Below are 22,676 nucleotides of genomic sequence, written 5' to 3'. Positions count from 1 at the left end.
AGGCAATAAATATGAAATCTGCCACATTAGACAAACTACAACGTCCTTTAAAGGATATACGTATTTCTGTTACTGATCGCTGTAATTTTCGCTGCCGTTATTGTATGCCGGAAGAAATATTTGGTCCTGATTATTCGTTTTTGTCTAATGATAAAATTTTATCTTTTGATGAGATTGAAAGGATAACACGTATTTTTGTTTCTTTAGGTGTAAGAAAGTTACGAATTACGGGCGGAGAACCGTTACTGCGAAGAGGTCTTCCGCAGCTTATTGAGCGCCTTAATAAAGTGGATGGTGTGGAGGATATCGGTTTAACAACCAATGGATCGTTACTGAAAAAGTTTGCTCCTGATTTATATAAGGCGGGTTTATCACGTGTGACAGTTAGTTTAGATTCCTTAGAAGAAGAGCGGTTTTTCTATTTGAATGGTAAGAGAAGCAAAGTACAAAGGGTTCTGGAAGGAATACAGGCTGCAGCTGAAGTCGGTATGAAAATTAAAATAAACATGGTTGTTCAAAAGGGGAAAAATGAACAGGACATCTTGCAGATGGCGCAATACTTTAAGGGAAATAAACATATTCTTCGATTTATTGAGTATATGGACGTTGGAAATTATAACGGTTGGGAGTTAAAAGAGGTCGTATCTAAACAAGAAATAGTAGATGCCATTCATGAAGTTATGCCATTAGAACGGATAGAAGCGAATTATGCAGGTGAGGTTGCAACTCGCTATCGTTATATTGGAAGTGAAGAGGAAATAGGTATCATTTCATCAGTAACCGATTCCTTCTGTTCCTCATGTACGAGAGCACGTATTTCTGCAGAAGGGAAATTATATACTTGTTTGTTCGCTTCTAAAGGAAATGACTTGAGAGAATTACTTCGATCTAGTTACACAGACGAGGAAATAACAGATATCGTACGTGATATATGGAACAACCGAGAAGATCGTTATTCAGATGAACGTTTAAGTCATACAAGTAAGAAAAGAGCACCTAAAATTGAAATGTCACATATCGGTGGCTGATATATAAAAGTGACACTATGATGAAGTATATACAAAATGGAAAATGTGCAATGTTTGTAGATTTTCTATTTTATAGTAAAAGTGATGATTGATATCTCTGTAAAAGATGTGCAGAGAAATTAAGCAGCATTCAAAAACCTTTATTTTGAGGAGGTTTTTTGAAGCTGCTTTTTTATTTGGAGAAAATGGAGGAATTAGTAATGGCATTTCATAAACCGGAACAAATTGCTGAACTCGTAATTGAGGCCGGTGTTCAAAAAGTAAGTCAGACGTTGCCAGCAATGCTTATTCTCGGTTTTTTAGGAGGAGCGTTTATTTCGCTTGGTTTTTTACTTAACATTCGCGTTTTAGGTAATTTACCTGAACGCTGGGGGAGCTTAGTGAATGTTTTAGGAGGAGCGGTTTTTCCTGTTGGATTAATGCTCGTCGTATTAGCAGGAGGAGAATTAATTACTGGAAATATGATGTCACTGTCTATGGCGCTATATGCAAAGAAAATTACATTGGTAAGTGTATTAAATAATTGGGTTTGGATTACTTTCATGAATTTTGTGGGAGCTATTTTCGTAGCGTATTGTTTCGGTCATCTCGGCGGATTAACAGAGGGAGATTATTTAAATAAAACGGTAGCGATAGCAGAAGGGAAATTACATGAATCGTTTGGAAGAACTTTAATTTTAGCAATTGGTTGTAATTGGCTCGTTTGTTTGGCGCTTTGGCTCGCTTATGGGACGAGTGATTTTATCGGAAAAATAATCGGAATTTGGATCCCGATCATGGCATTTGTAGTCATTGGATTTCAGCAAGTGGTAGCAAATATGTTTGTCATCTCAGCAGTTATTTTTGCAGGTCATCTGACGTGGATGGACCTTGCTAGAAATTTTGTTCCTGTCTTTATAGGAAATGTAATTGGAGGAGCTGGATTTGTTGGATTTGCTTACTTTGCTTGTTTTCAAAAACAACATTCCAATATGAAATAGAGTTCGTGAGAGGAAGGATATGTAATGGGTGAGCGGTATTCACGACAACAGTTGTTCAAACCAATTGGGAGTAAAGGACAAGAAAAAATTCGTAATAAACATGTGTTAATTGTAGGAGCAGGCGCATTAGGAAGTGCGAGTGCCGAAAGTTTCGTACGTGCAGGTATTGGTAAGTTGACGATTATTGATCGTGATTACGTTGAATGGAGTAATTTACAAAGGCAACAATTGTACTCTGAACAAGATGCGAGAGAGAAAATACCGAAAGCAATTGCTGCTAAAAACCGGCTAGGACAAATTAATTCGGAAGTACAAATACATGCTTTCGTAATGGATGCAGCTGCAGAAAATATGGAAGAGCTATTAAAAAATGTAGATGTAATAATTGATGCAACAGATAATTTTGATATTCGATTTGTAATCAATGATTTATCACAAAAACATAATATTCCGTGGGTATATGGTTCTTGCGTTGGATCGTACGGTATGAGTTATACAATTATTCCGCAAGAGACATCGTGTTTACATTGTGTGCTGAAGAACGTTCCAGTTACAGGTGTGACGTGTGATACTGCTGGAATTATTAGTCCGACTGTTCAAATCGTTGCAGCCTATCAAGTGGCGGAAGCAATCAAAATTTTAGTAGATGATTTTTCAGCAATTAGAAAAACATTTTTCATGTTTGATATATGGAGTAATCAAAACCATTTTATAAAACTAGGAAAAATTAAAACAGACGATTGCCCTTCGTGCGGTTTGAATCGCACTTATCCTTATTTATCATACGAAAACCAAACGAAGGTAGCTGCTTTATGCGGAAGAAATACAGTTCAAATTAGGCCGGTAGAAAATAGGAAGTACGATTTTGACGATATAGAAAAAGTACTAAAAAAACTAGGGAGAGTAGAGCGGAATCCGTATTTACTATCTTGCCAACTAGATGATTACCGCGTCGTTATTTTTCGAGATGGTCGTGTTTTCATTCATGGTACAAATGATATGTCGAAAGCGAAACAATTATATTATCGCGTATTCGGTTAATAGAAAGGGTTGTCAACAATGGAAAGAAGAGTGCCAATTACGGTTGAAGAAGCTGTTCGTAAAGTAATGGAATTTGCTAATGAGGGATTAAAGGAGCTATTGCCAATTGAATTAGCCTACGGGCGTATATTAGCAGAGGATTTAGTAGCTGACCATGATGTACCTTCATTCAATCGTTCACCGTATGACGGATTTGCTATTAGGGCAGAAGATACGAATGTAGCAAGTTATGAAATGCCAATTGTATTTGAAGTAGTTGGTGAAATTGGTGCGGGGGCGCTATTCCATGAGAAAGTAGGTCCGTTTCAAGCAGTTCGAATTATGACGGGAGCGCAAATTCCGAATGGGTGTGATGCGGTTGTTATGTTAGAGCTGACTCGTCAATATGAGAAGGATGGCAACAATTATATGGAAGTGAAGCGATCGTTCAAAAAAGGCGACAATATTTCTTTTCAAGGTGAAGATGCTCGTAAAGGAACGGTTCTAGCAAAGAAAGGATCATACATTAATCCAGGTATTTCAGCTCTTCTTGCTACATTCGGTTATAGTGAAGTGCCAGTGGCGAGAAAGCCTGTAATCGGATTATTAGCGACCGGTAGTGAATTACTGGATGTAAATGACTCATTACAGCCAGGGAAAATCCGAAATAGTAATACGTATATGATATCGTCTCAAACTCGAAGAGCGGGCGGGAGAGTGAAATATTTTGGGAAGTTTAGCGATGATTTTCCTACATGTTTTACAGCTGTTAAAGAAGCGTTAAGCCAAGTAGATATGCTCATTACAACAGGTGGTGTATCAGTAGGAGATTACGATTATTTGCCAGCTATATATGAAAAATTAGGTGTATCTGTTCTTTTCAATAAAGTTGCAATGCGACCAGGGAGTGTTACGACTGTAGCGCAATTAAATGGCAAGTTATTATTTGGTTTATCAGGAAATCCATCTGCTTGTTACGTAGGATTTGAATTGTTTGTAAGACCTTGTATTCGGACGTATATGTTTAGTGAAAAAGTACATGCAAAAAGAGAAAAAGCGTTATTAGGAGAAGATTTTCTGAAACCAAATCCATTTACGAGATTTGTACGAGCAAAACTGACATATAAGGAAGGACAGTTAATCGCTTATCCGTCAGGGTTCGATAAATCTAGCTCGGTTTCTTCATTAGCAGAGACAAATATATTTATTGTACTTCCCGGTGGTACGAGAGGTTATAAAAAAGATATGTTCGTAGATGTTCTCTTGCTGGAAGATAATGAAGGTAGTGAATGGCCTGGAACATTTTATAAAGTGAGGGGTGTTTCTAATGGGACAAGTACTATTTGAAATTATAGATATACCGATTGTAGTTGAAGAAGTAACGAATAAAGTTGCAAGAAGAGAAGCAGGTGCAATTACAACATTTATTGGTACGGTAAGAGAATTAACAAAAGGAAAACGAACGCTACATTTAGAGTATGAAGCATATAAACCGATGGCAGTAAAACAACTTATGAGAATTGGTGAAGAAATAAATGAAAAGTGGCCGGACGCAAAAGTAGCAATCACGCACCGTGTAGGACGGCTAGAAATTATGGATATCGCGGTCGTTATTGCAGTTTCATCACCGCATCGGAAAGTAGCTTATGAAGCGAATGAATACGCGATTGAACGTATAAAGAGAATTGTCCCAATTTGGAAAAAAGAATTTTGGGAAGATGGGACGATGTGGATTGGAGATCAACTTGAAAATACGGCATATCCAGAAGGAAAACCGGAGAAGGAAGAATGAGAAAATGATTACAATTTTATTGTTCGCAAATTTGTGTGAGGAAGTCGGATCGGATCAATTAGTCATTTTAGAAAAACAAGAAATGACAGTAGTGCAATTAAAGGATTGGCTCAAAGTAAGCTATTGTTTACAATCGCTTGATAGAGTGATGGTGGCTGTTAATGAAGAGTTTGTAACAAATGAAGAGATGATAAAAGCTGGAGATATAGTCGCATTCATTCCGCCTGTTAGCGGAGGGTAATAAGCTTTTTCACGAGATGAAGCGCTAAGAAGATGTTGTATATAAATTCGAACACGAGAAGGGATGAGTTCTATGATTACTCAAGAACAAATAATGAACGCATTAAAACATGTAGAGGATCCAGAGTTACACAAAAGTATTGTAGAATTAAATATGGTTAGAGATATACAAATAAATGGAACAAAGGTTAAACTGGAAGTAGTGTTAACGATTCAAGGTTGTCCGTTAAAAGCAAAAATCCAACAAGACGTGGAAGAGTCTCTGCAGGCAATTGGTGCCTCTAAAGTAGATTTGACATTCGGTTCTATGACACAAGAAGAACGAGCTGCGCTAACAGAAAAGTTAAAGAAAAATAGTAGAACAGAAACTGGTATGCCGAGCATGCTTCGCCTTGATTCAGGGGTACGATTTATTACTGTAACGAGCGGAAAAGGTGGAGTTGGAAAATCAACAGTGACAATTAATCTTGCAACTGCTTTAGCTCGTATGGGCAAAAAAGTGGGGATATTAGATGCAGATATATATGGTTTTAGCATTCCAGCTATGATGGAAACAAATCAAAAGCCAACGATGATTGATCAAACGGCAATTCCAGTCGTTAGTCACGGTGTTAAAATTATGTCGATGGGATTTTTTACGGAAGGAAATAACCCGGTTATGTGGCGCGGGCCGATGTTAAATAAATGGATTCAAAATTTCCTAGCGAATACGCACTGGGGAGAATTAGATTATTTACTTCTTGATTTACCACCTGGTACAGGGGATGTTGCTATTGATGTTGCTGCAATGATCCCGCAGGCGCAAGAAATTATCGTTACAACACCACACAATGTAGCTTCATTCGTAGCATCTAGAGTAGGTGTTATGGCAAAACATACGAAACACGAAATTTTAGGTATTGTGGAAAATATGGCTTATTATGAAGAACAAGATGGATCGAAAAATTATCTCTTCGGAAAAGGTGGAGGCGAAATGCTTGCAGAACAATTGCAAACAGAAGTGATCGCGCAAATACCTTTTGCAAAACGAGAAGAAAACAACGGTTCATCTGTATATGATGAAGACTCTCTTGTAGGAGAAGTGTTTACATCGTTAGCGGAGGATATTATTTATAAAGGATAAAGGAGGGATTTTTTATGGCTTGTAATATCGATCATACTATGGAAGATGTAATGAATAAGCTGGAAAGTCAGAAGAGTTTTTTACCGGAAGGGATTTTTACAGGATTGAAGGGATTTTTGCAACGTAATCATTCGCAGCAAATATTAAACGATATCTTTCATCTTTTAAAAAAGTATGACTTAGTTAGTGAAGAAGAAAGAGAGACGAGAAATACTCAATTATTGCTGATTATAAAATAAATATTTTTTGCTTTGTTTTTTCAGGAGGGGTAAATGTAATGGATATGAGAAAGATGGTTGAAACAATAGAAGCAACACAAGTGACTGAAAAAGAATTATCGATTTCTCATTTACATCAAAAACTTGTGACGTTATATAGCAAAAAAAATGTTGTTTATTATACAAAGCTATTAAAATATATTTTATCATTATCCGTGCAACTGAAGCTGAATCTCGTATTGAAATACTTTGGCGTGCGACCGGTTGTTGCTACAGATGAGCGTATGCAATTTCAAGAGATATTTAAATGTTTAGCTAACAAAGGTGATAATGGCGAATGGTTTCTAAATTTCGTTTCTTTATATGTAGGGCTAATCGTAGTTCTTCATTTTGATGAAAAAGAGATTGAGAGAAGATTTTTCGATGATTTGGTAGTGGGTGAAGGGAATGAAATATAAGGTTCTGCTCATAACATCTTTCTGTTTAATTGGCTATATAAATATGAAGGTAACTAATTAATAAAAAGCGTTCTTCAGTTGTTTCCGTCGTTTTTTCATGTTACCATTAAGCGAATTTTTCATAGGGAGAGAAAGCGATGAAATGGATTTATTTTATTATTATTAATGTTATAGCTTTTAGCCTTATGGGGCTTGATAAACGAAAAGCGAAGAAAAAGCAGTGGAGAACGCCAGAAAGTACGTTGTTTTTATCAGCGGCAGCTGGAGGAGCAGTTGGTGCTTGGATCGGTATGTATATGTTTCACCATAAAACTCATAAAAAGAAATTTGTTTTCGGTATACCATTACTTGTCGTTATAACAGTATGTTTACTTTTTGCTGTATGAGAAATGTCGAAAGAATTGCAGATTGATTATTGGTAAAGTGAGCATGCGGGACCGTATAATGGAGAAAAACGAGAAGAGGAGAAAAAGGAAGATGGGGAGTCAATCAGCACAGCAAAAAAAAGGGATTATATATGCGGCTGGTGCTTATACGATGTGGGGAATCCTACCAATCTATTGGAAATGGGTTGAGGAAGTTCCTGCAGATGAAATATTAGCACACCGCATCGTTTGGGCGTTCGTTTTTATGTTACTAGTATTAGGTGTTACGAAAAGGTTTCGCCAGTTTATTGGGGAGTTCGTGAATCTTTTTAAACGACCTAAATTATTAATGTCATTAACAATAGCTTCGGTTTTGATTAGCGGAAACTGGTTTGTTTACATATGGGCCGTGAATCATAATCATGTCATTGAAGCAAGTCTTGGGTATTATATTAATCCGCTTATTAGTATTTTACTTGGTACAGTCGTTTTAAAGGAAAAGTTAAACTTTTGGCAATATGTTGCAGTTGGTTTAGCTGGAGTAGGAGTTATTATTTTAACGGTACGTTTCGGATCTATACCGTGGGTTTCTTTATCGCTCGCCTTTTCATTTGGATTATACGGATTAACGAAAAAATTGTTAAACTATGATGCGACAATTGGGCTTACGATGGAAACGATGTTAGTGACGCCGTTTGCAATTATTTATCTTATTATGACTGGAGCACATGGCTTCGGTTCATTTGGATCTATTTCCATGTTATCGACGTTACTATTAATAGGAGCGGGCATTGTTACTGCTTTACCACTTTTTTATTTTGCGAAAGGAGCGCAACTTATTCCACTTTATATGGTCGGATTTTTACAATATATTGCGCCAACGATTAGTTTAATTTTAGGTGTATTCGTATTTGGTGAACATTTCACCTCTACTCATATGATTGCATTTTTCTGTATATGGGTTGCATTATTTGTATTCTCGGTAGCGAAAACAAAGTTCTTAGTGCAGAAACAACCGAAATTTATAAAAAATAAATCAGCAAAAGTATCATAATGCGTAGTATTTTCTACGCATTTTTCTTTATACTGATACTATATAGGATTTCCATTATAGCTAGTAGGGAGCTGAGAACGTGGAAACAATTTTACATAATGATCCGCTTATGGCCGCTGTAATTTCATGGTTTTTAGCACAATTAACGAAAGTAGTCTTTAAATTGGTTAAAACGGGTGAATTTGATTTTGCAAAGTTTTTCGCTTCAGGTGGGATGCCAAGTTCTCATGCTTCAACTGTTACAGCACTCGCGACAGGTGTTGGCGTTGTGGAAGGCGTGGAAAGTTCCATGTTTGCGATTGCTGCTATTTTTGCCATTATTGTTATGTATGACGCCTCAGGAGTAAGGCTTGCGGTAAGTAAACAAGCAAAAATTTTGAATGAGTTTTTTCACGGTAGACAAACAGAGTATAAGAAATTAAATGAACTTGTTGGGCATACACCGTATGAAGTAGTAGTTGGTGCTTTAGTAGGGATAATTGTCGGAGTGGGATATTGTTTATGAGCAGAACATTTTATATGTTCTGCTTTTCTTTGTTTTCATACATATTCAGCTCCCTTTTTGAATATCGTTATACGGATTTCGAAAGGGTGGGTGAGTAAGTTGTTATTATATGAAAAAGTGCATGAAGAAATAGCGGGGCGAACAACGGCCCTTCAAACGATGCAACAGCGAGATGGAACGTGGCGGTTTTGTTTTGAAGGGGCACCATTAACAGATTGCCATATGATTTTTTTATTAAAATTATTAGGTAGAGATAAAGAGATAGAACCGTTTGTAAAAAGGTTAGCATCACTCCAAACAAATGAAGGAACATGGAAATTGTATGAAGATGAAGTTGGAGGGAATTTATCTGCTACAATTCAATCTTATGCGGCCCTGCTAGCATCGAAAAAATATACAAAAGAAGATGCGAATATGAGGCGGGCCGAAATGTTTATTAAGGAACGTGGAGGCGTAGCGCGTGCTCATTTTATGACGAAGTTTTTGTTAGCAATTCATGGAGAGTATGAATATCCTTCACTCTTTCATTTGCCAACACCAATCATGTTTCTCCAAAATGATTCCCCTCTCAGTATATTTGAATTGAGTAGCTCAGCACGTATCCATTTAATTCCGATGATGCTTTGTTTAAATAAAAGATTTCAAGTAGGGAAAAAGTTATTGCCAAATTTAAATCACATTGCCGGCGGGGGCGGAGAATGGTTTCGGGAGGATCGGTCTCCGTTGTTTCAAACATTATTAAGTGATGTAAAGCAAATTATATCGTATCCTCTTTCGTTACATCATAAAGGATATGAGGAAGTTGAACGTTTTATGAAAGAGCGTATTGATGAAAATGGAACGTTATATAGTTACGCAACTGCCTCGTTTTATATGATTTATGCTTTACTCGCATTAGGACATTCTCTTCAATCATCAATGATTCAAAAGGCCATAACGGGGATAACATCTTATATATGGAAGATGGAAAGAGGGAATCATTTGCAAAACTCGCCTTCAACTGTATGGGATACGGCTTTACTCAGCTATACGTTACAAGAGGCACACGTTCCGAAAGATAACAAGATGATTCAACAGACAATAACATATTTATTAAAAAAACAGCATACAAAAAAAGCTGATTGGAGCGTACATGCTCCCGCGCTGACTCCTGGTGGTTGGGGTTTTTCGGATGTGAGTACGACAATTCCAGATGTCGATGATACAACAGCTGTGCTAAGAGCGTTGGCAAGAAGTAGAGGAAACGAAAATATAGACAATGCATGGAAGAAAGGGGTCAATTGGATTAAAGGATTACAAAATAATGATGGTGGCTGGGGAGCGTTTGAAAAAGGCGTAACGAGCAAATTATTAGCAAATTTACCAATCGAAAACGCAAGCGACATGATTACAGATCCTTCTACACCAGATATTACAGGGAGAGTGTTAGAACTTTTCGGGACATATACGCAAAATGAATTACCTGAGAAACAAAAACAAAGTGCGATAAATTGGTTAATGAATGTACAAGAGAAAAATGGATCCTGGTATGGGAAATGGGGGATTTGTTATATATATGGTACGTGGGCTGTTATGACTGGTTTACGGTCACTCGGAATTTCATCTAGCAATCCATCATTGAAACGAGCAGCTTTATGGCTTGAACATATACAGCATGAAGATGGTGGGTGGGGAGAATCATGCCAAAGTAGTGTGGAGAAAAGATTCGTTACTTTACCATTTAGTACACCATCTCAAACAGCATGGGCGTTAGATGCTCTCATTTCTTACTATGATAAAGAAACACCAACTATTCGAAAAGGTATTTCATATTTGCTTGCCAATCCTTATGTGAATGGAAAATATCCTACTGGAACAGGTTTACCAGGTGGGTTTTATATTCATTATCATAGCTATGCTCAAATTTATCCGCTACTTACTTTGGCACATTATATAAAAAAATATCGAAAATAAACCGAGAGATGTCTCTCGGTTTATTTTGTTGGGTAGTAGGTCCCTGTTGAAAAGAATAAGGTTGTGCTTTCCTTATTTTTCTGTAGACTGGCGTTTTTGACGTGCATCAGCGGCATTTGCACGTGCGTTCGCTTCTAAGTCATTGTGGTCAGCGAGTTCACGAGAGAACTCAACATCAATGCCATCAGTAGCTTTGTTTTGTTTGAAATTTTTTTTATTCATTCGACACAATCTCCTTGCATTTTATCCCGCTTTAATGGGCAGTAAGACCCCCACCTCAAAATTCAGCGAAAGCAAAGAAGTTAGGTGGGGGATCAACTGCCCATAAAAGTCCGATTGGTTCAACTAATAATCAGTGGGGGATGGAGAAAACCCCCACTGATTAAAGTTTCACTTTATGCGACGTTGCAAAGTTAGTTTGACACAAATAGACTTTTTTATACAAAGAGGAATTGGAAAGTAAAAAGCCGAAATATACAGTATAAGTAATAGAAATGGGGGATAGGGATGGAGTTTTTAAATGGGAAAACAGCTGTTGTAACAGGAGCTGCACAGGGAATTGGAAAAGAGATTGCAAGGGTTTATGCAAAACTAGGGGCGAAAGTATTGATTAGTGATGTAAATGAAGAGAAGTTACAAAAAACGACACGTGAGTTTTCGGATGAAGGATATGAAGTGAGCTTATATCGATGTGATGTGGGTAATCAAAATGAAGCGAAGTCGTTAATTGAATATGCGGTTCAAAAATTCGGAACATTACATATTTTAGTGAATAACGCTGGGATTACAAGAGATGCAATGTTACATAAAATGGAGAAATCTGCTTGGGAACAAGTAATGCAAGTAAACTTAACTGGTGTTTTTTATTGTATGCAACCAGCTCTCCTTTACATGAGACAACAAGGGTATGGACGCATTATTAATATATCTTCAATTAGTAGAGAAGGAAACATAGGTCAAGCAAACTATGCAGCTACGAAGGCAGGCGTTGTAGGTTTAACGAAAACGGCAGCGAAAGAAGTTGGAAGTTTCGGTATTACGTGTAATGCGATTTGTCCAGGATTTATGGATACAGATATGACAAAAACGATACCAGATAAAGTGAAAGAAAAGATGGTCGGCGCAATTCCAGTTGGTAGAATCGGAACGCCAGAAGATATTGCGAACGCAGCTGCCTTTTTAGCATCAGAATACGCATCCTATATTACAGGAGAAGTATTGAATGTGAGCGGGGGACTGCAAGTTTAAAGGCATACATAATGAAAAGAACCTGACCGGATTGAACTGTACCCCGAATCATGGACACTTAAAAAAAGCCCCATGATTCGGGGTTTTTGTGTATTTTTATCAAAAAACCTCGTTATAATGGAACCAACGATAGAAATGAGGTACGGAGAATGAGTAAAATTATTTTTAATGAGATTCAAATGAAGCAGCTGGAAAAAAATAAAAATGTAGTAAAAGCGTCGGAACGTTCGATTAGCTATTGTCCAGATTTCAAAGTAAGAGCGGTAAAAGAAAATCAACAAGGAAAAGGTCCTAGCCAAATCTTTTTAGAGAATGGGTTTGACTTAGCTGTGATTGGTGAGGAGAAACCAAAACAATGCTTGAAACGTTGGCGAAGAACCTTTGAACAATTTGGTGAAGAAGGATTTTATACAGAACGCCGCGGGAAAGGAAGCACGGGACGTCCTTCGGAAAAATCTCTCTCTTCCGATGAAAAATTAAAGAAAGCGGAAGCGCGTATTGCGTTCTTAGAAGCGGAATTGACATTCCTAAAAAAGTTAGAAGAACTCGAAAGGCAGGCGTTACAGAAGAAGCGTTAACACCACGAGAAACATACACACTGATTGAACAAACCATACGTCGATTCCAATTGCCACGTATGGTGCGTTATCTTTGCACACTGGCTGGGGTAAGTCGGAGTGGATACTATGCGTGGCTTCATCAGACAGAGAAACATCTAGAAAAAGAACGCAATGATGAAACAGATTATGAATGGATCCAAGAAATTTTCAATCGAAAAAGGAAAACATGTGGTGGTCGTTCTATCAAAATGGTGTTGGAAAAGACAAAAGGAATTTGTATGAACCTCAAACCTATTTACCGTATTATGCGTAAATATAATCTTGTGACAAAGATTCGCCGAGCGAATCCTTATAAACACATCGCAAAGGCGACACAAGAACATAAAACATGTCCGAACCTTTTAAAACGCCAATTCAATCAAGAAGAGCCTGAAAAAAGTATGTTAACGGATATTACCTATTTATTTTATGGAAAAGGAAAGAAGGCTTATTTATCATGTGTAAAAGACAGCACAACACGAGAAATTTTAGCCTATCATGTCTCCTCTTCTTTACAAATGGATATCGTCTATCAAACATTAAATAACTTGAAAGAGAGATTAGGAGAAAGCATCCATTCTGAAGCGCTTCTACATTCAGACCAAGGTATTCATTACACACACCCTGAATTTCAGAAACGCGTAAGGGAAATGGGAATCAGACAATCTATGTCCCGTAGGGGCAATTGTTTAGACAATGCACCAATGGAATCCTTTTTTGGTCATATGAAAGATGAATTAGATTATAAAGATTGTCAAACCTTTGAATCCCTCGAGCTCAACATAAGGGAATATATGAAGGAGTATAATTATAATCGTTATCAGTGGACATTAAAAAAGATGGCTCCGATTGAATATCGGAACCACCTTTTAAGTGCTTGATTTTTCAGGGCTTTTTTATTAAACTGTCCATTTTATAGGGTACAGTTCAGATAGGTCAGGTTCTTTTTCCGTTAGTTTAAGTTGAGCCAAACGCTCTTCACTTCTGTATAGTTATTTAATGCGTAAGATCCCATTTCACGGCCAAGACCGGATTGTTTAAATCCTCCAAATGGAGATGCTGCATCAAAGACGTTATAACAGTTTACCCATACAGTACCAGCACGTACTTTACTTGCAACGTAGTGTGCTGTTTTAACATTTTCTGTCCACACACCAGCTGCTAAGCCGAATTGTGATTTATTTGCACGTTCGATTACCTCATCAATATCGTTAAAAGGTATTGCAGAAATAACTGGGCCGAAAATTTCTTCTTTTGCGATCGTCATTTCATCATTAACGTCAGCGAATACAGTAGGGGAAACGAAGTAGCCTTTATCGAATGGATTACTTCCTCCGCAAAGTACTTCAGCACCTTCTTCAATTCCTTTTTCAATGTAGCCCATTACACGTTTTTGTTGTTCTTCAGAAACGAGAGGACCAATTGTAGTTTCTGGACTTAAGCCAGCACCTTGATTTAATTTTTTAGAGTAAAGAACAAGGTCAGCCATGACATTATCATACATTTTCTTCGGAACAAATAAGCGTGATCCAGCAGAGCATACTTGTCCTTGGTTAAACATAACACCAGAAAGTGCACCAGGAATCGCGCGAGATAAATCAGCATCTGGCAAGATGATATTTGGTGATTTACCGCCTAACTCAAGTGTAACGCGTTTTAATGTTTCAGATGCTTGGCGCATAATTTGCTTACCGACTGGAGTAGAACCAGTAAATGCAATTTTATCAACGAGTGGATGATTAACAAGTGCTTGTCCAGCTGATTCACCGAATCCAGGAACAATATTAATAACACCTTTCGGGAATCCAGCTTCTTCAATTAATTCAGCTAAGTATAGAGCGGATAGTGGAGTTTGTTCTGCAGGTTTTAAAACGATTGTACATCCTGTAGCAAGCGCTGCTCCCATTTTCCACATTGCCATAAGAAGTGGGAAGTTCCAAGGGATGATTTGACCAACGACACCAACAGCTTCATGGCGTGTATAGTTAAAGAAATCACCAGAAACAGGGATTGTTTGACCAACGATTTTCGTTGCCCAGCCAGCATAATAGCGCATATGCTCAATTGCAAGTGGTATGTCTGCTGCCATTGTTTCACGGATTGGCTTTCCGTTATCTAACGTTTCGAGCTGTGCAAGCTCTTCTTTATGTTCTTCCATTAAATCAGCTAGTTTGTACATAAGACGGCTGCGCTCAGCAGTGCTCATACGTGACCAAGGACCTTCGTCAAAAGCCATGCGAGCTGCGACGACAGCTTTATGAATATCTTCGCGACCAGCTTCAGAAACGACGGCAAGTGTTTCGCCAGTTGCTGGGTTAGGTGTTTTAAACGTCTTTCCGGAAGCGCTTTCAATGAAGGATCCATTCACATATAATTTTTTTGTACCTTGAAGAAACTTTTCTACCTTTTCATGAAGATTTACAGCTAGTTGACTCATTGTATAACCCCCTTGAAAATATAATGTAAACGCAGTACGAGACGGCGTTTATTCCGAAATCAAGGATGTAGGAACTAGATGGAAAGTCTCTAATTTAAATCATAATTAACAAATACTGAAAATTCAAATTTCATTTGTGTTACAATTGTAAAAAATATGTAATGTAAGAGAATCTTCTATATGAATATAAAAAATCCTGCTTGTTTTTGCTTTCTAGTAGGAAAAACTAGAGGAACAATGGTACAATAATACATCGTGAGAGGAGGGAGAAAATGAAGAATTATCATGATGATCCACGCTTTCGAATTGCCCATAGAGAAGCGTTAATTGGTCTTGGACTTGCTATTATCAATTTTATAATATGGTACGGATTTGCTTATGGGCTTGGTAGTAAAAATCCAAGTGAATATACATATGTATTCGGTTTTCCAGCATGGTTTTTTTATAGCTGTATCGTTGGATTTATCGTTATGGTTATTTTACTTAGTTTAGTTGTTCGTTTTGTATTTCAAGATATTTCACTCGATGAGGAAGAAAAAAGTGAGGAATAATAGATGAATTGGTATGTAATCATTCCAATGATAATTTCGTTTATCGTTGTATTTTTGATTGGTGTATATGCTTCAAGACGCGTACAAGCGACAGCTCATAATAAATTTTTACAAGAATATTTTCTTGGTGGGCGTGAACTTGGAGGTTTATTATTAGCGATGACAATGATCGCTACGTATGGTAGTGCAAGTAGCTTTATTGGTGGTCCTGGTATTGCATACAATATGGGTCTTGGATGGGTACTACTATCTGCGATTCAAGTTGTAACAGGGTATATCGTATTAACGGTTATCGGTAAAAAGTTTGCAATTATCGCTAGGAAGATGGAAGCCATTACTCTTATCGATTATTTAAAGGGAAGATATAATAATAAAGCAGTTGTTATACTTTCTGCGTTATGTATTATTATCTTCTTATTTTCAGCAACAGTAGCTCAGTGGGTCGGCGGTGGCCGATTAATTGAGTCGTTAACGGGTCTTTCTTATACAACAGCACTATTTTTATTTACTTTTTCTGTACTTGTTTACGTATTAATTGGTGGATTCCGTGCAGTTGCTTTATCAGATACGTTATTAGGTATCATTATGTTAGTTGGGACGACAATTATTTTAATTGCTACTGTCATTGCCGGTGGTGGAATTGAAAAAATTATGCAGGAACTTGTTCAAATCAACCCGAATTTAATTACACCATTCGGAGCAGATGGCAGTTTAACGAAATCATATGTAACATCGTTTTGGATTTTAATTGGAATTGGTGTTGTCGGTTTACCACAAATTAGCGTGCGTGCTATGTCTTATAAAAATTCAAAAGCGATGCATCAAGCGCTTATAATTGGAACGATTGTTGTAGGTACAATTATGATTGGTATGCATTTAACGGGTGTGTTCGCAAGAGTTGTACTTCCAGGCATTACGGTACCAGATAAAGTAATGCCGCTACTCGCGATGGAAGTATTACCACCTTGGTTAGCTGGAGTTTTCTTAGCTGCACCAATGGCAGCAATTATGTCTACAGTAAACTCGCTACTATTACTTGTAAGTTCATCAATTATTAAAGACATATACGTAAATTACATAAATAAAGATGCCGCAGACAGTACGATTAGAAAAGGAAGTTTATGGATTACTGCTATCGTAGGACTGCTCGTTTATGCAGCAGCGATTAAACCGCCAGATTTTTTAATATGGTTAAATTTATTTTCTTTCGGTGGATTAGAAGCAGCATTCATTTGGCCAATTGTATTAGGGTTGTATTGGAGGAAAGGAAATGCAGCAGGGGCACTCGCTTCTATTTTAGTTGGAGTAGGCTCATATATGTGTATTCATCTTCTCTACCCAAATCCGTTCGGTATACATACAGTTGTCTTCCCGATTTGCTTAGCTTTTATCGCTTATATCATTGGAAGTATGAGTGCTATGAAAAAAACAGTATAGGTCATATGAAGAACGTAGTCCTTATAGGACTGCGTTTTTTCGTATGAATTTGTTCTTTTTTATTCTGTATATCAATGACTATTCATAAATTAATAACAATTGAGGGGGATGGAGTTGAGGTCGATGAAAAAAGTATTATTTTTAGGAGACCCGGGAATTGATGACTCTTTAGCAATTATGTATGGATTGTTGCATCCTGATATTGATATTGTCGGCGTAGTAACGGGATATGGAAATGTAACGCAAGAAAAGGCGACGAGTAATGCAGCATATTTATTACAGTTAGCAGGAAGGGAAGATATACCGATTATTAATGGTGCTAAGATTCCTTTATCTGGAGATATTACAACATACTATCCGGAAATTCACGGGGCAGAAGGTTTAGGACCAATTCGTCCTCCGAAAAATCTTTCTCCGAATATAAAGCCTTTTTGTGTGTTTTTTGATATTCTTGAAAAATATAAAGGAGAATTAATCATTGTTGACGCTGGCAGGTCAACGACACTCGCAACAGCGTTTATTTTGCAAAAGCCGATGATGAAGTATGTGAAAGAATATTATATAATGGGCGGTTCTTTCTTAATGCCTGGAAATGTTACACCAGTTGCAGAGGCGAATTTTCATGGTGATCCCATTGCTTCACAATTAGTGATGCAAAACGCCAAGAATGTGACATTAGTGCCACTTAACGTTACATCTGAAGCAATTATTACGCCAGAGATGGTGAATTACATTACGAAACATTCTAAAACGAATTTTAATAAATTAATTGAACCTATTTTTACGTATTATTATAAAGCTTATAGAAAGCTAAATCCGAAAATAAAAGGAAGTCCAGTGCATGACGTTGTCACAATGATGGTTGCGGCAAATCCGTCTATTTTAGACTATGTATACCGCCGTGTCGATATAGATACAGTAGGGATTGCAAAAGGTGAAAGTATTGCTGATTTTCGTCCTCAACCTGATGCAAAAGCTTTAAAGAATTGGGTTCGAATTGGTTGGTCATTGCATTATAAAAAATTTCTCGAAGACTTCGTCAAAATTATGACGTAGACATAATAAGAGGATACAAGTTAAAATAGTGGAGATGATTACTAAAATAATCATCTCCACTATTTTGTTTGTAAGAGATAAATAGAGAAGAGTTACACAATAGGAGAGGAATTTCACTTGAAAAAAACTATAGTATGCGCAGTAATTGTGGGTATTTTCGTTTTGCTAATATCGGGTAATTTTTTAGTGAAAAAAGTATGGAGTTCAAATAATGATGATGCGCAGTATATCGCATCCTTTATTGAAGAACATAAAGATGAAAAAAATAGCGCGCTTCTAGTAAAGAGAAATGATAAAGTCGTTTATTCTGTAAATCCCAACGTTGTATTGCCAGTTGCTAGTACGATGAAGTTAATCGTGGCGCTTGAATATACGAAACAAGTTACGGAAGGGAAAATTGATCCGTCTAGTTTCGTTTCCATAAATGATGTGAATCGTTATTACGTACCGAATACAGATGGCGGTGCACAAGATAGATGGCAAAGGTATTTGCAAAAGACAAACAAGATAACAGAAGGAGCAGTTTCTTTAGAAGAAGTAGCAAAAGGAATGGTTAAGTTTAGTTCGAATGCGAATGCTGAATATTTAATGGAAGTGTTAGGGTTAGATAATATTAATCGGAATTTACAAAGTTTATCCCTTCCAGCACATCAGCCGCTATTTCCGATTGTTTCATCTTTGTACATCCCTGGGTACTTGCATAAAGAATTACATGTTCCGAAATATAAAATAGAGAAAAAGTTAAAAGAAATGTCTCAAGAGCAATATCGTGAATATGCGATGATTATTCATGAACGCTTAAAAAAGAAGGGACCATTATTACAGAAGGAAATTCCTCTTTATTCAGAGGAACGTTACGATAAAATTTGGTCAGATCGATTACCAGCAGCTTCTGCAAATGATTATATGGTACTGCTTCAAAAGGCAAATCATAAAGGTGGCCTAACAGAAGCCGAAGAAAAAGTGTGGGCGAATATCGTTGAAACAGATATGAGCGCTAAGAAATATCGTAAAACATTTAGACATGCAGGGCAAAAAAATGGTTATACGCCATGGACAGTTACAAAAGCAGTTTATGCAATGGACAAACGCGGGAACTGTACAGAAATAGTGTTTTTAGCAAATAATTTAAATGAGGACGACAGTGCAGAAATACGTAAACATTTAGCAAACTTACATTTCCAAGTGTTGCAAAGTGATAAGTATGATGCGACTTTTATTAAATAAACTCGGTGCAGAGAGCACCGAGTTTTTTATATACAAGCACTTTTTTCCTATCTCTGGGTATGATGGTTAGTAATACTTAGGTGAGAGGGGAAAAGGTGATGAAACAAAGTAAAGAAGAGTTTATAAAGAGTGAAGGCGCTGATTTCCCTGGGAAAACATATGTGGATTGTGTATTACAACATGTATTTCATTTTCAGCGAAATTACTTATTAAAAGATATGTTTCAAGTGCATAAAGCACATATTACAATGCTGACTGAAGAAAATTTAATGAAAAAGGAAGAAGCTAAAGTTATATTATACGCACTAAAAAAGATAGAGGGAATTCCGAAAGATCAATTGCTATATACAAAACAGCATGAAGATCTCTTTTTTTTAGTCGAACATTTAATTTCTCAAGAAGCAAAATGCGATTATGTAAGTAATATGCATATTGGTAGAAGTAGAAATGATATGGGTGTAACGATGTATCGTATGAGTTTAAGGCGATATGTATTACGATTAATGGAGCATCATTTGTTACTGCAAGAAAGTATGTTACAACTTGCCGATGAGCATAAGGAAACGATTATGCCAGCTTATACACATACACAACCAGCACAGCCAACTACATTTGGTCATTATACGTTAGCGATTTATGATACGATGCAAAGAGATTTAGAAAGGATGAAAAAAACGTACAAACTTTTAAATCAATCTCCAATGGGGGCTGCGGCTCTTTCCACAACAAGTTTTCCAATTAAACGGGAGCGAGTTGCCTATTTACTTGGATTTACAAATGTAATTGAGAATTCATATGATGCTGTTGCGGGAGCGGATTATTTATTAGAAGTTAGCTCGTTACTTATGGTAATGATGACGAATACGAGTAGATGGATTCATGACTTCTTACTATTAGCGACGAAAGAATATGATGGTATTACTGTTGCAAAGCCATATGTACAAATTAGTAGCATTATGCCGCAAAAGCGAAATCCAGTTTCCATTGAACATGCCCGTGCGATTACGAGTAGTGCTTTAGGAGAAGCATTTACAGTATTTCAAATGATTCATAATACACCATTTGGTGATATTGTCGATACAGAAGATGATTTGCAGCCGTATTTATATAAAGGAATTGAAAAGACCATTCGTGTTTTTTGTATTATGAATGCAGTCATTCGAACGATGAAAGTAGAAAAAGAAACGTTAAAAAGCCGTTCTTATAAACATGCAATTACGATAACTGATTTCGCAGATGTTTTAACGAAAAACTATGACATTCCATTTCGACATGCGCATCAGGCAGCGAGTGTTATTGCGAATATGTCATTGGAGCAGAAAAAAGAGCTACATGAATTACATGTAAAAGATGTAAATATATACTTAAAAGAAAAATTAAAAATAAAATTATTAGAAAAAGAATGGGAAGAAATTGTATCACCAGAAGCTTTTATACAAAAAAGAAATGTATACGGTGGACCGAGTAAAAAAGAAATGGAGCGTATGATTAAAAATCGAAAAGAATCATTTCAAAAAGAAGAAGAGGTATTTGAAAAGGAAAAACAGAGAATTTTACAAGCGGAAAATGATTTGAATACGTTAGCCTCGAATATTATTGAATCGTAAAAGAGGGATTTAATGAATTAATCGCCAATACTTAATGAAACTATAAATAGAGAGAAGAGATTGTCGATGATTCAATTACATGTATATGAAGAGATTCTTACTTTTAAAGAAGAGGTTACACCATTTTTAGAAAAGAATGAGCAGGAAAATAATCTCATATTAGGTGTATTACAAATGATCCAACAACCGATATTTATGGGGATAGCAAAACAAGAGGAAGAAATTGCAGTTGTATTTCTTCAAACAGAAGAAAAGAAACAAATCATTGTTGCTACGTCTGAAATGTCGGAAGAGGACATCGTGGAACTTGCAAAAAAATTAACGGAAATATATCCAAATGTTCCTGGATTGATTGGTAATAAGAAAATGGTACAGAGATTAGCGGAAGAGATTGCAGTGTTAGAAAATAAGAAAACTACTGTTGCAATGGAGCAAGGTATATATGAATTAAAACAAGTGAAGAAAAAGTGGAACGGAGATGGAGTCTTTCGAGAAGTAAGTAGTGATGAGCTAACATTAATAGAACAGTGGATATATCAATTTTGCGAATATGTGAATTTGCCTACTACGAAAGAAGAAGCGATCCAAACCGCTCATACATTAATTACTAGCCGTCGTCTATTTGGTTTAGAAGTAGACGGGAAGCTTGTATCTGTAGCTGCAAAAACGAGACCGACTACAAACAATATAACAGTTAATTTCGTATATACGCCGAAAGAAGAACGGAAAAAAGGATACGCATCTAGTTGTGTCGGTGCACTTAGTCAACGTATGTTAGATGAAGGGTATAAGACGACTACGTTATATACTGATCTAGCGAATCCTACGTCTAATAAAATTTATCAAGAAATTGGTTATGAACAAATTGCGGAGTCTGTACTTATATTTTTAGAGAAATAAAATGAAAAGGCACGCTATTAGAGCGTGCCTTTTTGTTATTCATCAATTCGAATGACTTCACCTTGCGGGAAATTCTCAGTTTCTAGTAAGTTACGAATTGCTTTCGCAACGTATTCAGGTGACAATAGTTTTCCTTCTTCTTTTAGTGCGATGAAGCGGTCTAAATTTATGAAATCTTCTTTATTTGTTTCGCGAATTTGTGCTTGCATACTTGTGTCAACAACACCAGGTGCAAAAGAGACGATTTTTACTGGATATTCTTTTTCTGCTTCTTCGGTTGCTACACACTGTGTAAACATATTTACACCAGCTTTCGTTGTGCAATAAGCGCCCCATCCGAAATAAGGATTTTTCCCTGCACCAGATGAAATGTTTATAACACGTTTATCTACTTTCCAGTCTTTCGTATGTTTCATGAAAGTGGAGGTAAGAATCATCGGTGCAAGTAAATTAATTTGAACATTCGTAATGAGCAGTTCGCTTTCAGCTTTTTCTATTGGTTTCATCGGTGCGAGCGTACCAGCATTATTAATTAAATGAATAGATGATACAGTGTCTTCTTGAATAGATGAAATGATTTCGTTAAAGTTCGTTTCTAAATTATGTACATCTTGAAGATCTAAGGAGTGGAAAACACAATTGCTGTTATATTGCTGTGCAAGTTTCGTAAGCTCTTTATTTTCTCTTCTAGAAATAGAGATGATACTTGTGTTTTCTTCTAACAATTGCGCGGCGATTGCCTCACCTAAACCTTGTGAAGTTCCTGTTACGATAACATAGCGCATAGTGTAGTAAGCTCCTCTCGTATGTGCGGAATTTTGTTGGACAAAGTACATTGCATAGTTTGTCTACATTTTATAGTATAGAGCACTTTTTAC

At 36.8% G+C, this 22,676-nt stretch carries 24 protein-coding genes; 21 read left to right on the top strand and 3 right to left on the bottom strand.

The annotated features are described in order from the left end of the window. Positions 1–11 precede the first annotated feature (11 nt). From moaA to AAG068_RS17465, 13 genes are all read left to right on the top strand, one after another. Complete coding sequence (gene moaA / locus AAG068_RS17525) at positions 12–1,028, top strand: GTP 3',8-cyclase MoaA (RefSeq protein ID WP_342715211.1); 1,017 nt, start codon at positions 12–14, stop codon at positions 1,026–1,028. Positions 1,029–1,228: 200 nt separating this feature from the next. Then, complete coding sequence (locus AAG068_RS17520) at positions 1,229–2,008, top strand: formate/nitrite transporter family protein (protein ID WP_342715209.1); 780 nt, start codon at positions 1,229–1,231, stop codon at positions 2,006–2,008. Positions 2,009–2,032: 24 nt separating this feature from the next. Then, positions 2,033–3,049 (top strand): molybdopterin-synthase adenylyltransferase MoeB, encoded by a 1,017-nt coding sequence (locus AAG068_RS17515; protein ID WP_342715208.1) that lies wholly within the window; start codon positions 2,033–2,035, stop codon positions 3,047–3,049. Positions 3,050–3,067: 18 nt separating this feature from the next. Beyond that, positions 3,068–4,375 carry a molybdopterin molybdotransferase MoeA gene (gene moeA, locus AAG068_RS17510; protein ID WP_342715207.1) on the top strand — a complete coding sequence of 436 codons (1,308 nt, stop codon included), beginning with the start codon at positions 3,068–3,070 and terminating at the stop codon, positions 4,373–4,375. Then, positions 4,356–4,820 (top strand): molybdopterin synthase catalytic subunit MoaE, encoded by a 465-nt coding sequence (gene moaE / locus AAG068_RS17505; protein ID WP_342715206.1) that lies wholly within the window; start codon positions 4,356–4,358, stop codon positions 4,818–4,820. The genes moeA and moaE overlap by 20 nt, the downstream gene beginning before the upstream one ends. A gap of 4 nt (positions 4,821–4,824) precedes the next feature. Further along, positions 4,825–5,061 carry a molybdopterin converting factor subunit 1 gene (gene moaD, locus AAG068_RS17500; protein WP_342715205.1) on the top strand — a complete coding sequence of 79 codons (237 nt, stop codon included), beginning with the start codon at positions 4,825–4,827 and terminating at the stop codon, positions 5,059–5,061. Positions 5,062–5,133: 72 nt separating this feature from the next. Then, positions 5,134–6,183, top strand: coding sequence for a P-loop NTPase (locus tag AAG068_RS17495; protein WP_342715204.1), 1,050 nt, complete (start codon positions 5,134–5,136; stop codon positions 6,181–6,183). Positions 6,184–6,197: 14 nt separating this feature from the next. After that, positions 6,198–6,422, top strand: coding sequence for a hypothetical protein (locus AAG068_RS17490; protein WP_342715203.1), 225 nt, complete (start codon positions 6,198–6,200; stop codon positions 6,420–6,422). Between the two features lie 38 nt (positions 6,423–6,460). Then, positions 6,461–6,859 (top strand): hypothetical protein, encoded by a 399-nt coding sequence (locus AAG068_RS17485; protein WP_342715202.1) that lies wholly within the window; start codon positions 6,461–6,463, stop codon positions 6,857–6,859. 137 nt (positions 6,860–6,996) lie between these two features. Continuing rightward, positions 6,997–7,245 carry a DUF1294 domain-containing protein gene (locus tag AAG068_RS17480; RefSeq protein ID WP_016086864.1) on the top strand — a complete coding sequence of 83 codons (249 nt, stop codon included), beginning with the start codon at positions 6,997–6,999 and terminating at the stop codon, positions 7,243–7,245. A gap of 91 nt (positions 7,246–7,336) precedes the next feature. Beyond that, positions 7,337–8,278 carry an EamA family transporter RarD gene (rarD, locus tag AAG068_RS17475; protein WP_342715201.1) on the top strand — a complete coding sequence of 314 codons (942 nt, stop codon included), beginning with the start codon at positions 7,337–7,339 and terminating at the stop codon, positions 8,276–8,278. A 79-nt stretch (positions 8,279–8,357) separates the two neighbouring features. Beyond that, positions 8,358–8,783 carry a divergent PAP2 family protein gene (locus AAG068_RS17470; protein ID WP_048527641.1) on the top strand — a complete coding sequence of 142 codons (426 nt, stop codon included), beginning with the start codon at positions 8,358–8,360 and terminating at the stop codon, positions 8,781–8,783. A gap of 99 nt (positions 8,784–8,882) precedes the next feature. Beyond that, positions 8,883–10,736, top strand: coding sequence for a terpene cyclase/mutase family protein (locus tag AAG068_RS17465; RefSeq protein WP_342715200.1), 1,854 nt, complete (start codon positions 8,883–8,885; stop codon positions 10,734–10,736). 72 nt (positions 10,737–10,808) lie between these two features. Here AAG068_RS17465 and AAG068_RS17460 read toward each other — a convergent pair whose 3' ends face one another. Continuing rightward, the gene (locus AAG068_RS17460) at positions 10,809–10,958 is read right to left on the bottom strand and encodes a YfhD family protein (RefSeq protein WP_001035808.1); all 150 of its coding nucleotides are present in this window, start codon (positions 10,956–10,958) and stop codon (positions 10,809–10,811) included. 285 nt (positions 10,959–11,243) lie between these two features. On the opposite strand from AAG068_RS17460, the gene fabG reads away from it, so the two are divergent. Together fabG and AAG068_RS17450 are read left to right on the top strand one after the other, a co-directional pair. Beyond that, on the top strand, positions 11,244–11,984 hold the full coding sequence (gene fabG, locus AAG068_RS17455) for a 3-oxoacyl-ACP reductase FabG (RefSeq protein WP_342715198.1): 741 nt from the start codon (positions 11,244–11,246) through the stop codon (positions 11,982–11,984). 149 nt (positions 11,985–12,133) lie between these two features. Continuing rightward, positions 12,134–13,464, top strand: a protein-coding gene (locus AAG068_RS17450; RefSeq protein ID WP_342715196.1) for an IS3 family transposase whose coding sequence is annotated in 2 segments (ribosomal slippage) — positions 12,134–12,521 and positions 12,521–13,464 — 1,332 coding nt in all. Because the reading frame shifts where the segments join, the coding sequence is not laid out codon by codon here. Positions 13,465–13,535: 71 nt separating this feature from the next. On the opposite strand, the gene dhaS is transcribed toward AAG068_RS17450, so the two are convergent. Then, positions 13,536–15,020 carry an aldehyde dehydrogenase DhaS gene (gene dhaS, locus AAG068_RS17445; RefSeq protein WP_342715195.1) on the bottom strand — a complete coding sequence of 495 codons (1,485 nt, stop codon included), beginning with the start codon at positions 15,018–15,020 and terminating at the stop codon, positions 13,536–13,538. A 272-nt stretch (positions 15,021–15,292) separates the two neighbouring features. Here dhaS and AAG068_RS17440 point away from each other — a divergent pair, with 272 nt between their 5' ends. The 6 genes from AAG068_RS17440 to AAG068_RS17415 all read left to right on the top strand — a co-directional run bounded on the left by AAG068_RS17440 (position 15,293) and on the right by AAG068_RS17415 (position 21,798). Next, positions 15,293–15,571 carry a YhdT family protein gene (locus AAG068_RS17440; protein ID WP_000800722.1) on the top strand — a complete coding sequence of 93 codons (279 nt, stop codon included), beginning with the start codon at positions 15,293–15,295 and terminating at the stop codon, positions 15,569–15,571. Between the two features lie 3 nt (positions 15,572–15,574). Further along, positions 15,575–17,008, top strand: coding sequence for a sodium/pantothenate symporter (panF, locus tag AAG068_RS17435; protein ID WP_342715194.1), 1,434 nt, complete (start codon positions 15,575–15,577; stop codon positions 17,006–17,008). A 114-nt stretch (positions 17,009–17,122) separates the two neighbouring features. After that, positions 17,123–18,064, top strand: coding sequence for a nucleoside hydrolase (locus AAG068_RS17430; RefSeq protein WP_342715193.1), 942 nt, complete (start codon positions 17,123–17,125; stop codon positions 18,062–18,064). Between the two features lie 117 nt (positions 18,065–18,181). Then, positions 18,182–19,291 carry a serine hydrolase gene (locus AAG068_RS17425; RefSeq protein ID WP_342715192.1) on the top strand — a complete coding sequence of 370 codons (1,110 nt, stop codon included), beginning with the start codon at positions 18,182–18,184 and terminating at the stop codon, positions 19,289–19,291. A 98-nt stretch (positions 19,292–19,389) separates the two neighbouring features. After that, positions 19,390–20,898, top strand: a complete 1,509-nt coding sequence (argH, locus tag AAG068_RS17420; RefSeq protein ID WP_342715191.1) for an argininosuccinate lyase — start codon at positions 19,390–19,392, stop codon at positions 20,896–20,898. Between the two features lie 66 nt (positions 20,899–20,964). Continuing rightward, positions 20,965–21,798, top strand: a complete 834-nt coding sequence (locus tag AAG068_RS17415; RefSeq protein WP_342715190.1) for a GNAT family N-acetyltransferase — start codon at positions 20,965–20,967, stop codon at positions 21,796–21,798. A gap of 35 nt (positions 21,799–21,833) precedes the next feature. Here AAG068_RS17415 and AAG068_RS17410 read toward each other — a convergent pair whose 3' ends face one another. Next, entirely contained in the window at positions 21,834–22,583 is a 750-nt protein-coding gene (locus AAG068_RS17410) for a (S)-benzoin forming benzil reductase (RefSeq protein ID WP_144614151.1), read from the bottom strand. Positions 22,584–22,676: the final 93 nt, after the last annotated feature.

The sequence above is a fragment of the Bacillus paramycoides genome, from assembly GCF_038971285.1.
In the GTDB taxonomy this organism is placed as follows: Bacteria; Bacillota; Bacilli; order Bacillales; family Bacillaceae_G; genus Bacillus_A.
Note: the sequence above shows the minus strand (reverse complement) of the source record. Positions and strands in the feature narration are given on the sequence as shown.